The organism is Snodgrassella sp. M0110, from assembly GCF_016101465.1.
GTDB lineage: Bacteria > Pseudomonadota > Gammaproteobacteria > Burkholderiales > Neisseriaceae > Snodgrassella > Snodgrassella alvi.
The window spans coordinates 44899-58850 of sequence record NZ_JACFQM010000003.1 but is presented as its reverse complement, the minus strand read 5'-3'; the positions used below and the strand labels follow the sequence as shown (position 1 = coordinate 58850).

Sequence of the window (13952 nt, the reverse complement as noted above, 5' to 3'; positions counted from 1 at the left end):
TTGCAAGTGCAATCGCATAAATCATATGATAGCCGAAGTTGGCAGAAATTACGTCCTGTAACAAACCAAGCAGAATAGTACTGTATAAAGGCAATTGTTAAACAAATTAGAAATTAAATAGTTCAATTGGGAAGCTGATCCTGAAAATACAAGATGCAGACATTGGCACCCTTGATTAATTTTAATTTTTATTGAACATGTCGAAGTAGGTTTGGTTAACGAAACAACTATTGTAATTCCCACTCATTTTTGATGTCTTCAATTGATGGATTAGATTTTACTTTACCATTTACAAATACCAGCGGAAAAGCCATTGTTTTGACATACTCAACTCTGTCAATCATCTGATTTATTTCTCTTTCTGACATTTTGGCTAGATTATGATTGAAAGTGTAACCACTAATTCGGTTAGCAGGAATATTCTGTTTATTTAATTCTGTAGCCAGATAATCAGCAATCTTTGCCTGTCGTGACGGACAATTGATTGGAGCCATAATGACAATTCCCTTACTTCCGGGAAGATTAACTGATATATCCAGAAAACCATATTGATCAGTTCTGGATTTGATATCCTGATCAAAATCAAAATCAGTACTGGAGTTGATATCCTGAACAAATATTTTTTTTTCTTGTTTGCTTTTATGCCATTGATAACCCGCAAAACACAAGGCAAAGAATGCTACTATTGTTAGAATAAATCTGTTCATTAATCTTCCAATTTTTGAGATTATCCGGTTATTTACAAATGTATATGCTTAATATCAAAGTAGAACCAAGCAAAAATAAAGTACGGGTTTATCAATTGGTTTTGCATCATGCGGATTGTAAACTTTCCTTGTTCTATTCGCAATATTTTGTATATTAATGTTAATTAAAAAAAACAATTTGTTAAATTCAAATAGGCTTTTTATCACTGAATGACGGAGAATTTATTTTTCTTTCTAAATTGTTTGAGTAATTCAGAGAAGCTCCTATTATTCTTTTGATAATAACTTTTGTTAATATATGATTTTTCCCAAACACCCACATTGCAACCAAACCTGTAACTATTTAGCGCCTTCAATGATGGCATCTTGAGTATGTTCAATAATTTTGCTACTGCCTGACTATCAATCAAAGGGCTTACGTTAACACCTGCATCCATACCGTGACTAAGGTCAAATTGTTGATAGTTTCTTAGAATTTAGGCACAAACTGGTCGTTGACAGCGCTTTGCACATAAATATGATTGGCACAGACTTAGGTTTGTCCGTCATTGTGGAATTTGAAAATTATGGCGCTGGTTACTGCTGCATCAATATCTGTATCATTGAAAACAATAGATAAAGCTTTCCCCAAGTTCTATAGAAATTTTTTTACTGAAAATGCTTATTACGCAATAAGTTTTGTTCCAACTTCGTTTTTAAAGTAATCCGGGTGGCAGTTACCGCACATACAGCTTCTGTGGTAACCATTTTAGGATTATCAGCCAGTTTTTCACCGATTGTAGGATTGGATATGGTTATGATTTTTTATCATCAGCATTTAATCATTCACCATCAACTTAGCACTGGGTTTTGAATAATTTAGAATCATACAACTGCGTTTTATTTTCCCTGAAATATGACTATTTAAACGTTTACAACTGTTAAACGATAATATGATTGTGTCGGATAGTTTAGGAAAATATTTGTTTGTTAATGCGGATTTTTGGCGGTATGAATTTATTTATTACTACAGTGCTTTATTGATATTGATAATAGTTGTTTTAAGATAAGCCTATAGTCAGTTTTAGAACCTTATTAGAACGCTGATTACGGTGCTGATCAGTGATTAACCTTTGACTTTGAGGGCGATTTAATTGCTGAAGGCGGTGGCTGAATAATCAGGCACAAGATGAAAGATAAAATTACCATGGCTAAAGAAATGGTATAGATACTCTGATGGCCGAAGTTGGCCGAAATTACGCCCTGCAACATACCGGCCAGAATAATACTGCAAGAAATACAGTTATTAAACAATGTAGAAGCAACACCCGTACGTTTAGGTAATAAATCCTGGAAATAAATCAGGCCGATACTGGCTATTATGCCGATAAATAAACCATTAAAGAATTGTAAACCAATCAGCATCCATTCGTTTTGGGTCGAAACCATACCGATATAAAATATGATGCCGCAAATGACTGCAAAACAAATCAGATTTTTATTACCAAAGCGCGGTACCAGCATGCTGGCAATCAGCATAGCGGGAATTTCAATGGCAGCAGCTATGCCCATCAAATGTCCGGGCAGTGACGGTGAACCGGGCAGAATGTCATCGATATATAAAGGCATATCAATCAAATACATCATATTGGCTGTACCCATACTGATTGAAGCGATAAACAGCAAAATGACATTAGGATTATTGAAAATCTTTTCTTTTGGCTCTTGTTTTTTAGTAACAGATGTTGGACGTTTTATGACAGGAAAGCACAGAAAAACGATCAGCATGGCTACAAAAAACATAGCTGCCGCACTCAGATACATAATGGTAAATCCGTAATTCACGGCTAATGCAAATGATAATGGCGGACCGATTACCCAGGCCAGTGACAATTGTGCCCGTAAAATGCCATTGAAAACGACAATGTTGCGGCCAGTTTTATCTGTATATTCACGTGCAGATGCAAAAATTTGCGGCATAGCAGCAGAGGTAAAAGCTGAAAAAAATATGCCTACGGTAACGAGGATAAAGTATTGGCGCGAAAATGCAAATGTAATGCAATTTCCTATGCCCATCAGACAACAAAATAGAATAATATTCCGTCGAACACCTTTATTATCAGAGTATTGTGCCAGCAGAAAGCTGATGACAATGCCGGCAACGGCATTGATTGAGTAAAACAAACCTACCTGATATGGATTAACCTTCACATCTTCGGCAAGATAACGGCTGAGTGTCGGTGCCTGCAATGCACCGGCAATACCAATAATAAATGCGGCAACCAGAAAAGAACCCAGAATAATATAAGCCTTTTGTTTTATCGCAAGGTTTTCTTCCATAACTGACTTTTCTATTCTGAAAAGAAAGAGTTATATCATAAATCATGGTTATAGGTATTTAAAACTCTTAATAAAATATCATATTTTTTTATTAAGTACATAAGTTGTTGTTAATTTGTTAATTAAATTTCAAATTGTGGATATTTATTTAATTTGAATTTATTAATAATAAATATAAATGCAGTATATATGAAATCGTGTTTGATAAAAAATAGGCACATGACTATAAAACCCGATAAACTTTTATTTAAAAATAATTGGCAGAGACCAGCGTTTGTATAAAGATATTTGATTATTACAAACTGGTTTAAATGATTAATTTTAAATGAAATTTTTTGGAAAATTTGAACAGTTTTTCAACGAAAGTTTCTAGTAATTGAGGATACAAAAAGTTGTTAATAGCTTTTTATAGTATCGACGATACCGGACTAAGTTATCAGAAGCTGTTTATTAACAAAAATTTTGCAGGATTAATCGGTTACAGGGTAAGCCGGATAATCCTGCAAAAGTAAATATTTAAATCAGCTTCTGTGTATGCAGCAGATTTTCAATTTGTTCTTTATTCCAGTTATTGCTTACAGCCAGTGTCAGGATAGCCACAGCAGTTTCCAGATTACATTTACCGCCGTTGATAACGCCGGCTGCACGCAATTCATGTCCTTGTGCGTAAACAGCAGAGGCACATCCCTGTAAAACCTGACTGATATTCAGAACAGGTATAGATTGCTCACTAATCTGTCTGATTGCAGCCAGAAAATTCCTATCATTAGGTGTATTGCCATTGCCATAGCTTTGTAAAATTACTCCGTCAGGCGGATTGTGAGTAAGACTGGTGGTAATCATTGCCAGATTAGCGCCCGGAGTCAGAGTAAAGCAGTGAATTCTGGCCGATGTACTGATGTCATATTGTGCAGATAGGTCTGAATTGCCGGCAACAGGCAGATTAGTATTAAACCATCCTTCGGATTCTGACCATTGTGCCAGTGAACCAAACTGCGGATTGGCAAATGCGTCTGCCTGTTCTGTACTGATTTTGCTGCTGCCGACAGCCGGCCAGAGCTGTCTGTTAAAGGCAATGGCAGTTTGGGTAAAACCCGGCAGGCTGAATGCAGCTAGTGCAGTACGCAGGTTTTGTGGTGCATCACTGTTATCAGCTTCCAGGGGTAGCATGGCTCCGGTAAGGATAATGGGGATATTCAGTTTCGGCCGTGCCAGCGCAATTATATTGGCACTGTAGGCCATGGTATCGGTACCGTGCAGAATGAGCAGACCATCATAATTTTCAGCTTTGCTGTCTATCCAGTTAAGCCATGTCTCCCAGTTTGAAAGGGTAATCGCTGAAGAATCAATCAGTGGTTCACAAATAAACCAGTCGCATTTGAGCTGATGACTGTATTCCTGAAAAATCGGCGCAGCCAGGCTGGCAAAATTGGCAGCCGGAGCCAGTCCGGCCGGTGTTTGCTGCATACCAATGGTTCCGCCAGTGTAGTAAACAGCCAGATGTTTCGGGGAGTTCATATATGCTGCCTTTCATACGGTTACTGGTATTAGTGCAAGCATATCACGAACGGGTTTTGTTTACTCTGGCTTACGCGTACAATAAGGTTTTTTCTGTGTCTGAAGAATGGTAATCATGATTCGTACTCGTTTTGCTCCCAGTCCTACCGGTTTTTTGCATATTGGTGGTGTGCGCACTGCTTTGTTCTCTTGGGCATTTGCACGTAAACATCATGGTAAGTTTATATTACGAATTGAAGACACGGATCTGGAACGTTCTACGGCTGAATCAGTGCAGGCGATTATGGATGGTATGCACTGGGTTGGTCTGGACTATGATGAAGGTCCGTTTTACCAGACAAAGCGCTTTGACCGTTATGCAGAAGTTTTACGTGAGTTAGTGGCTTCCGGTCATGCCTATTATGACTATACCAGCCGTGAAGAACTGGAAGCAATGCGGCAGGAAGCTGAGGCACGTGGTGAACACTTCTGGTATGACCGCCGCTGGCGGCCGGATGAAGGCAAAACACTGCCGCCTGTACCCGAAGGTGTTCAGCCGGTTGTACGTTTTAAAATGCCGCTAACTGGTGAAACGGCATGGGATGATTTGGTTAAAGGTCATATTGCCATTGCCAATCAGGATCTGGATGATCTGATTATTGCGCGTGCCGATGGTACGCCTACCTATAATTTCTGTGTAGTTGTAGATGATTATGATATGGGTATTACGCAGGTTATCCGTGGTGATGACCATGTCAACAATACACCTAAACAGATTAATATTCTTTTGGCTATGGGTGCAGCTTTACCTCAATATGCTCATTTGCCGATGATTTTGAATGAAAAAGGCGCAAAAATGAGTAAGCGCCGTGACGCTGTTAGTGTGGTTGATTATGACCGGCAAGGTATTTTACCGGAAGCTTTGCTGAATTATCTGGCACGACTCGGCTGGGGACATGGTGATGATGAATTCTTCACGATGGAACAGTTTGTTGAATGGTTTGATTTAAAAGATGTCAGCCCTTCAGCCAGCCGTTTTGATCATGAAAAGCTGTTGTGGCTGAATGCGCAGCATATTAAAGCCAGTGATAATTCTCGTCTGGCTGAGCTGGTGCGTCCGCGTCTGACACAGCAGGGCATTGAAGTGACTGAGCAGCCGGATTTGGCTGAAGTGATAGCACTGGTTAAGGAACGTGCTCAGGATTTAAATCAGCTGGCTGAAGAATGCAGATATTTTTATGCTAAAGCCACTCCTGGAGAAAAGGAAGTAGCTAAACACTGGGATGCTGATGCTCCGGCACGTATGCAGCGCTTTGCAGCCCTGCTTGAACAGTTATCACACTGGGATGCGGAAAGTATTCACGCTCTTTTTGCACCATTTTGTGAAACAGAAAATATTAAAATGGGTAAATTGGGTATGCCTTTACGTCTGGCTGTATGTGGTACAGAAAAAACCCCGTCGATTGATCAGGTGCTGGCTTTATTAGGGCGCGATGAGGTATTGCGCCGTCTGCGTCAGAACTGAGTTTGATTTGCATTTACACAGGCTGCCGGTCTTGTGATTATTTGTCTACAGACAGATATTACAGTACCGGCAGTCTGTGTTATTTAGGCTAATAGTATTGAGTAAAAATTTTTTTTGTGTAAATAAAAAGCTGATTATGGATGTAAATTGTGTATTTATGGCATTTTTTTGTAAGTTTGATACACAATTAATTATGCCGGCAGGTTGCTGCTGTGTTCTGCCTGTGGCACAATCTGCGCCGGTTTTGGATGAATGTAAATGAATACAAAAGCAAATTTATCACAACGTATTGTTGTTGGCATGTCCGGTGGAGTGGATTCATCGGTTACAGCCTGGCTGCTCAAGCAGGGCGGTTATGATGTGCGCGGTGTCTTCATGCAAAACTGGGAAGACGATAACGATGACGAATATTGTTCTATCAAGCAGGATTCACTGGATGCAGTAGCAGTGGCTGATCTGATTGATATGGATATTGATATTGTTAATTTTGCAGGTCAGTATAAAGATAATGTCTTTGCATATTTTCTTCAGGAGTATCAGGCTGGTCGCACACCCAATCCTGATGTATTGTGTAATGCAGAAATTAAATTCAAATGTTTTCTGGAACATGCGCTGAACGGTGGTGCAGATCTGATTGCAACAGGACATTATGCACGTAAGGATGTACGCGATGGCGTACATTATCTGCTCAAGGGGCTGGATCAGAATAAAGACCAAAGCTATTTTCTGTATCGACTGCAACCATACCAATTACAGCGTGCATTGTTTCCGCTGGGTGATCTGGAAAAATCTGAAGTACGCCGACTGGCGGAGCAGGCTCAGTTACCCACAGCCGGAAAAAAAGACAGTACCGGAATCTGCTTTATTGGTGAACGTCCGTTCAGACAATTTTTACAGCGTTATCTGCCTACTAATCCGGGTGCAATGGTGACGCCGGAAGGTAAAATTGTAGGTGAGCATGAAGGACTGATGTATTACACACTGGGGCAGCGCAAAGGTTTGGGTATTGGTGGCGACGGTGAGCCATGGTTTGTTGCCGGAAAAAATTTGTCGGATAATGAGCTTCTGGTTGTACAGGGACATGATCATCCACTGTTGTTCAGTCGCAGCCTGATTATGCATGATTTAAGTTTTACGACACCAGAACGTCCGGCAGAAGGGCGCTATGGCGTGAAAACACGTTATCGCATGCCTGATGCGGCGGCTCAATTGCGTTATCTGGCTGATGATTGCGCGGAACTGGTGTTTGATGAACCACAATGGGCAGTGACACCCGGTCAGTCTGCTGTACTGTATGCTGGCGCTGTGTGTCTGGGTGGTGGTATTATCAGAGATACCGACAGTCATAGTATTCAAAATAATTAATTTAATCACTTATATCAACAGACTGGCTGGCTACAGTCAGTCATCTTGCAGACAATGCTGATGTTCTGATTTGATGTTTTCTTTGCAGTCTGTTTTGACTGATATTTCCTTACTTCACTTTAAATTAGACGCATTGTTGCAGAGGAAAAAGATAATGGAAAAAATCTGGTTACAAAGTTATCAGGAAGGGGTGCGGGCAGAAGTAGATGTGCGTGCATATTCGTCAATTATTGACGTTCTTGACACCAGTGTGAAGAAATTCGGCCCGCAGCCAAGCTTTTCCAATATGGGTACTACACTCACGTATACTCAAACTGCTACTTTTGTAAATCAGTTCACCTCATATTTGCAGAATGTACTGAATCTGCAAAAAGGTGAGCGGGTAGCAATTATGATGCCTAATGTATTGCAGTATCCGATTGCGGTATTCGGGGTGTTACAGGCTGGCGGCGTAGTTGTTAACGTCAATCCTCTGTATACGCCGAGGGAATTAGCACATCAGTTGATTGATTCCGGTGCAACTGCGATTATTGTACTGGAAAATTTTGCGCATACAGTGGCTCAGGTTCTGGAGCAGACTGCAATCAAGCAGGTGATAGTGGCCAGTATGGGCGATATGCTTGGCTGGCTGAAGGGTACTGTAGTGAACTTCATGCTGCACAAAGTCAAAAAAATGGTGAAGCCTTTTCGGATTGAGGGGGCAGTTACTTTTCTGCATGCTCTGGAATTAGGGAAAAAACAACGTTTTACTCCGGTACCGCTTGAGCTGGAAGATTTGGCTTTGTTGCAATATACCGGCGGAACAACCGGTATGTCCAAGGGCGCAATGCTGACCCACGGTAATATTGTAGCCAATATGCAGCAGGCATCAGAGTGGATTAAGGCAAATCTGGTGCCCGGAAAGGAAGTAGTAGTAACACCATTGCCGCTATATCATATTTTTTCACTTACTGTGAATATTATGATTTTTGCTAATGCCGGTTCCAAAAATATTCTGATTACCAACCCACGTGATATTAAAGCTTTGGTCAAAGTTCTGAAAAACAATCGGGTAACGGTAATGAGTGGCGTTAATACTCTATTTAATGCACTGATTCATAATGAAGAATTTAAAACGATTGATTTTTCAACCTGGAAACTGGTACTAGGTGGAGGAATGGCAACTCAGAAAATGGTGGCGCAGGAATGGAAAGCCATTACGGGTGTGCCCATTATTGATGCTTATGGTCTAACTGAGGCCAGCCCCGGCGTGTGCGCTAATCCGCTGAATAATCCTGAATATACGGGTACTGCCGGTTTGCCGGTTTCGAATACAGATATTGAAATTCGTGATGATAACGGCAAGGTTCTCGGGGTTGGTGAAGTAGGAGAATTATGGGTTCAAGGGCCGCAAGTAATGAAAGGCTACTGGAACCGGCCGGAAGAAACAGCTAAAGTTCTTGATAGCCGTGGTTTTGTGGCTACCGGTGATATGGCTGAAATTGATGCTAAAGGTTATGTAAAACTGGTAGATCGCAAAAAAGATATGATTCTGGTATCGGGTTTTAATGTATATCCGAATGAGGTAGAAGAGGTTGTAGCCGCTATGCCTGAGGTGCTGGAAGTGGCTTGTATCGGTGTACCTAATGAAAAATCAGGCGAAGCAATCAAGTTATTTGTAGTAAAACGGGATCCGAATCTGACTCGTGAACAAATTATTGCCTATTGTCGCCAGAATCTGACCGGTTATAAGGTGCCTAAAGATATAGAGTTTTGCTCAGAATTGCCCAAATCTGCTGTAGGAAAAATTTTGCGTAAGGATTTGAGAACAGAAAAATAATATTTTGTTATAAAAAATGGATACTGCTAATATAGGAGCAGTATCTTTTTTTATTCAGTAAATAAAATGTAATAATTTATTTATTATGGGTATCAAGCATAATAAATGATATAAACATATTTATAGGTTTTATTTGTTTAATATTAAAATTTTGTTTAGTTATAATAAGTAAATGAATTTACTAATTTTTTAGCTTAATTTATTGTTAAAACTGAATTGTAAATCAATCCAATTTCGATTGTAATTCAAATGAAATATTTAATTTAGAATGAATATTTTTAGTATTTGTTGTTGGCAATAATAAGAAAGCTGGAATTTTATTTTTAATTTTAAATCTTTATTCTACTTTCAGTTACTTAGCAGAAATTCTTTAGATTAAGTTGATAACTAAAAACTGATATTGCTTTTTGGAGCTAATTCTAATCATGTAAATATGCTCATGCTACTGAGGATAATAGTCAATTTTCTTTCTTATTTGAATACAATTAATATCAATAGCATAATGATATTATTCATTATATTTATGCAGCAAATATGTCTGAATTAAATAGTAATCAGGCTGGAATGCTGGGTAAATTCATATCCAGAACACTTTGTTTCTGGCTTTCACGAAATTCTGCCAGTTTTTGTGCTAGCTGCGGATTGTCATTGGCCAGCATGGAAATGGCAAATAAAGCAGCATTGGCTGCACCAGCTTCACCAATAGCAAAAGTGGCTACTGGTACGCCTTTAGGCATTTGGACAATAGACAGTAGTGAATCTTCACCGCGCAAATATTTACTTGGTACAGGTACGCCCAGAACAGGAACGGTGGTTTTGGCAGCAACCATGCCCGGCAGATGAGCAGCCCCGCCAGCGCCGGCTATAATCGCTTTCAAGCCTCGGGAACGGGCGGTTTCAGCGTATTCAAACATTAAATCCGGAGTACGGTGTGCGGATACAACCTGTATTTCATAAGGAATACTGAATTGCTGCAGAAACTGCTCTGCCTGCTGCATAATCGGATAGTCACTATTGCTACCCATAATAATGCCAATTTGCGGAGTGTTCATCGAGTTCCTTTTTTGATTGGTAACAGGTTTTTTAATTGATGCCTGGCTTTAACAGCGGCATTACTGTTGGGATAACTATTGATAATGTGCTGATAAGTAAGGCGGGCAATATCCTGCTGCTGTAAATGAGTCTGACATTGTGCCACCAGATAAAGGGCATTGGCACTTTGACTGTTTTGCGGATAAAGGCTGTTAAAGCGCTTGCCGATATTAATTACCGATTCACAATTATTCAAACGGGAATGGTTTTGCAGCAGCAGCCACATGCGCTCTTGTGCCTGGGCGCTGCCATTGCCACCACTATCAGCATTTTTCAGCAGACGAATGCTTTGGCTATAAAGACCGGCATTATATAGCCGGCGTGCTTCGCTGGTATTATCATTAGTAGCGGAGGCTTTGGCCGGAGTAGTGTGGCTGACCGGAGTATGTGCATTCAGGTAGCGCGATAATGTATCTTGTTGCTGACGAATATCATTCATCTGGTTTTGCAGGCCATTGATCTGTATCTGTAAAGCATTCAGTTGCGTCTGAATCTGGTCAAGCTGCTCAGTGGATTGGTTAGTATTTGTATGTACTTCTTCCGCTGCAGAATTGCTAGCTGCAACAGAGGGGGATGGTATGTTACTGCAAGCACTGATACAAAATGTAACTATCAGGATTAGGCTGAAATGGTATTGATTTAAACGTGAATTCATGTATTTTTCTCCTCTGGTTGTTTATTATTATCTTTTCTGAATAAGTGTTAAACCATCACCAAGTGGTATGGTTAACGGAATTATCCGCGTATCGTTTATCAAGCTGGCATTGAACTGACGCATAATATGAACACTTTCTGATTCATTAGCATTGGCTGTCTGTGCAACACGGCCGTGCAATAAGACATTATCAATGGCGATAATACCGCCGGGACGAACCAATTGCAGGCAGCGCTCAAAATATTGAGGGGTGGGTATCTTATCCGCGTCTATCAGAGCAATATCGTAATAATTGTTTTGATTACTGGTAATCAGTTTATCGAGGGTTATTATTGCCGGCTGCAGATACAGCTGGATTTTATGGCTGACATTAGCCTCTTGCCAGTAGCGGCGGGCAATATCGGTATAGGTTACGTTAATATCACAGGCAGTGATATGTCCGTCTTCCGGCAGTGCCATTGCCATAGCTGTACTACTGTAACCAGTAAAAACACCAATTTCCAGATAGTTGCGAGCCTGAATCATCCGTGCAAGCCATACCATTAATTGAGCCTGTTCCGGTGCGATACTCATATTACCCTTGCGATGCAGTGCCGTTTCAGCACGCAGCTGTGCCAGTAGTGGCGCTTCTGCAGGGTTTATTCCGGCAAGATATTGCCTCAGCTCCGGGGTATTCAGACAACCGTTCTGGCTCATAACGGGTTAAACAGGGATTATTCAGTTAGATAGGTATAGCCTTTTTTCGGCAATCTAGAGGCGGCAAAGTTTGCCTCATCTTCTGGATTGAGCTGTACATCCCATAGCATGCCGCGATGTTCGATTTGTGCTTGTGCCTCTTCTGGGTGCTTAGTCAGAAATTCATTCAGAAACTGGGTAGTGTCAGACTGATAATTATACATATCGGTTTCTTCTTACATGATGAGTTCAGAAACGGGTGTATTATATACAAAGTAGGCAGTGGTAGTGAAGAAAATGCCGGCAGATTGCACTTGTCTGTGCGGTGAGGAATGATGAGATACAGATAGATAGGTTATACTATAGTACTATATCGGTCGTGGTTGCTGCGGCACGCGAGTATTTTTTCACAAGCTTTTGTATTATTTATGCTAACAAAGTGGTTACATAAGGTTTTGCCGAGAAAGTCTGCCCGGCTTGGCAAAAGGCGGGAAATCTCATTGGCACAACACCATATTCAGGCAGATGATCTGAGTTTTGCGGCGGAAAAAGTCATTACCCGCTTACAGAGAGAAGGTTATCAGGCTTATGTGGTGGGCGGTGCTGTACGTGATTTACTGCTTGGAGTGACACCAAAAGATTTTGATATAGCAACAGATGCTACACCCGAACAGGTGCGAAAACTTTTCCGGCGCAGCCGTATTATCGGCCGGCGTTTTCCGATTGTGCATGTTATGGTTGGCCCGGAAACTATCGAAGTAACAACTTTTCGCGGCGGTGCGGTTAACAGCCATAATGAGCTGGGCCGGATAATGAAAGATGTGAGTTTCGGTACATTAGAACAGGATGCAATGCGCCGGGATTTTACTGCCAACGCTTTGTACTACGATCCGAAACGACAAGTTATTCTGGATTTTCATCATGGGGTTGAAGATATTCTCAACCGGCGTTTGGTAATGATTGGTAATCCGGTCGAGCGCTATCAGGAGGATCCGGTGCGCATGCTGCGGGCAGCCAGATTATCTGGAAAACTTGGCTTTACCGTAGATAAACATACATCTAAACCAATAGCTGAATGTGCGCAGCTTTTAAAGCGGGAGCCGCCGGCACGGCTTTTTGATGAAGTGCTGAAAATTTTGTTCAGTGGTTATGCACAGGCCTGCCTGCGTCAGATGAATAAACTTGGTCTGAAAGATATTCATCCGTTGCTTGATGCATTAATGCCGGGTGGAGAGGATAATGACAATATTGCTGCATTGGCGCTGCATAATACAGATGAACGGCTGCGGGCAGATAAATCAGTTTCTATGGGTTTCGTATTAGCTGCTATATTATGGCCGCATATCAGAAAGGCATGGCAGCGGGAGCTGAATAACGGTATGCGCTCCAGTGCTGCTATGAATGCAGCAATTAGTTCAGAACGCCATTACGTAGATAAAAACTGGGGTGTGCCGCAGCGATATAGTGTAACTATGCGTGAAATCTGGAGTTTGCAGCCGCAGTTTGAGATTATGCGCGGGGCGCGTCCTTACCGCTTACTCGGACAGCCGCGTTTTCGTGCTGCTTTTGATTTTATGTGTCTGCGTGCCAGTCTAGGGGAATTATCTCAGGAAACAGTTCAGTGGTGGCAGGCTTTTCAGCATGCTTCAGAGGCAGAGCGAGAGCAGTTAATCCGTACAGCCGCACAAATAGAAAAAACTTCAACAAGACAAAAAAGATACCGTAACAAACACGCTAACAAACTCAAGCAGGAGGAAACATGAATTTAGTTACAGCGGTAATTGCTTTAGGGGCTAATCTCGACAATCCACGTAAACAGGTTGAAGCAGCTCTGGCGGCTTTAAATCAGGTAAAAGGATTGCGGGTAAAGGCAATTTCACCTCTTTATAGTACGAAACCAGTAGGTATCACTGATCAGCCGGATTTTGTCAATGCAGTTGTTCTGGTTCACACGACTAAGAGTGCTCATGAGTTATTAAACACTTTATTAGAGCTGGAAAATAAACTTGGCAGGATACGTGATGTCCCGAACGGACCGCGTGTGATTGATCTGGATCTGATAGATTATAATCATCAGAATATTAATGATGCCGATCTGGTCTTACCTCATCCGCGTGCATGTGAACGGGCTTTTGTGATGGTTCCGCTGGCTGCAATTGCGCCGTATTATGTAATCGGTACTCATGATAATGCTTCTGCGGTAGCTGCAACATTATTAAAAAAAGAGCCGGATGCGGTGACCATTATGACTGATATAACTGATATTATTGACGATCAGGAATAAAAGCAGGGGAAAAA

At 41.1% G+C, this 13952-nt stretch carries 12 protein-coding genes; 5 read left to right on the top strand and 7 right to left on the bottom strand.

The genetic code is table 11. From position 1 onward, the window contains the following. Nucleotides 1–227: 227 nt before the first annotated feature. From H3T84_RS05195 to H3T84_RS05185, 3 genes are all read right to left on the bottom strand, one after another. Nucleotides 228–707 carry a hypothetical protein gene (locus tag H3T84_RS05195; protein ID WP_198218445.1) on the bottom strand — a complete coding sequence of 160 codons (480 nt, stop codon included), beginning with the start codon at nucleotides 705–707 and terminating at the stop codon, nucleotides 228–230. A gap of 1098 nt (nucleotides 708–1805) precedes the next feature. After that, on the bottom strand, nucleotides 1806–3026 hold the full coding sequence (locus H3T84_RS05190) for a sugar efflux transporter (RefSeq protein ID WP_198218444.1): 1221 nt from the start codon (nucleotides 3024–3026) through the stop codon (nucleotides 1806–1808). A gap of 516 nt (nucleotides 3027–3542) precedes the next feature. Then, complete coding sequence (locus H3T84_RS05185; protein WP_174829953.1) at nucleotides 3543–4544, bottom strand: asparaginase; 1002 nt, start codon at nucleotides 4542–4544, stop codon at nucleotides 3543–3545. Between the two features lie 112 nt (nucleotides 4545–4656). Between H3T84_RS05185 and gltX the strand changes: the two genes are divergently transcribed. The 3 genes from gltX to H3T84_RS05170 all read left to right on the top strand — a co-directional run bounded on the left by gltX (nucleotide 4657) and on the right by H3T84_RS05170 (nucleotide 9232). Then, on the top strand, nucleotides 4657–6048 hold the full coding sequence (gene gltX / locus H3T84_RS05180; RefSeq protein WP_174829976.1) for a glutamate--tRNA ligase: 1392 nt from the start codon (nucleotides 4657–4659) through the stop codon (nucleotides 6046–6048). Nucleotides 6049–6306: 258 nt separating this feature from the next. Beyond that, complete coding sequence (gene mnmA / locus H3T84_RS05175) at nucleotides 6307–7413, top strand: tRNA 2-thiouridine(34) synthase MnmA (RefSeq protein WP_025330338.1); 1107 nt, start codon at nucleotides 6307–6309, stop codon at nucleotides 7411–7413. A gap of 154 nt (nucleotides 7414–7567) precedes the next feature. After that, nucleotides 7568–9232, top strand: coding sequence for an AMP-binding protein (locus tag H3T84_RS05170; RefSeq protein WP_198218443.1), 1665 nt, complete (start codon nucleotides 7568–7570; stop codon nucleotides 9230–9232). Between the two features lie 554 nt (nucleotides 9233–9786). On the opposite strand, the gene purE is transcribed toward H3T84_RS05170, so the two are convergent. From purE to H3T84_RS05150, 4 genes are read right to left on the bottom strand one after another with little or no spacing between them, the layout of a single operon-like run. Beyond that, entirely contained in the window at nucleotides 9787–10284 is a 498-nt protein-coding gene (gene purE / locus H3T84_RS05165) for a 5-(carboxyamino)imidazole ribonucleotide mutase (RefSeq protein WP_100116690.1), read from the bottom strand. Beyond that, entirely contained in the window at nucleotides 10281–10979 is a 699-nt protein-coding gene (locus H3T84_RS05160) for a tetratricopeptide repeat protein (RefSeq protein WP_198218442.1), read from the bottom strand. The genes purE and H3T84_RS05160 overlap by 4 nt, the downstream gene beginning before the upstream one ends. A gap of 27 nt (nucleotides 10980–11006) precedes the next feature. After that, complete coding sequence (locus H3T84_RS05155) at nucleotides 11007–11675, bottom strand: O-methyltransferase (protein WP_198218441.1); 669 nt, start codon at nucleotides 11673–11675, stop codon at nucleotides 11007–11009. 17 nt (nucleotides 11676–11692) lie between these two features. Beyond that, nucleotides 11693–11878, bottom strand: a complete 186-nt coding sequence (locus H3T84_RS05150; protein ID WP_084585198.1) for a DUF3460 family protein — start codon at nucleotides 11876–11878, stop codon at nucleotides 11693–11695. Nucleotides 11879–12082: 204 nt separating this feature from the next. On the opposite strand from H3T84_RS05150, the gene pcnB reads away from it, so the two are divergent. Together pcnB and folK are read left to right on the top strand one after the other, a co-directional pair. After that, nucleotides 12083–13417 carry a polynucleotide adenylyltransferase PcnB gene (gene pcnB, locus H3T84_RS05145; protein WP_198218440.1) on the top strand — a complete coding sequence of 445 codons (1335 nt, stop codon included), beginning with the start codon at nucleotides 12083–12085 and terminating at the stop codon, nucleotides 13415–13417. Further along, nucleotides 13414–13938 carry a 2-amino-4-hydroxy-6-hydroxymethyldihydropteridine diphosphokinase gene (gene folK, locus H3T84_RS05140; protein WP_198218439.1) on the top strand — a complete coding sequence of 175 codons (525 nt, stop codon included), beginning with the start codon at nucleotides 13414–13416 and terminating at the stop codon, nucleotides 13936–13938. The genes pcnB and folK overlap by 4 nt, the downstream gene beginning before the upstream one ends. The last annotated feature ends 14 nt before the right edge of the window (nucleotides 13939–13952 follow it).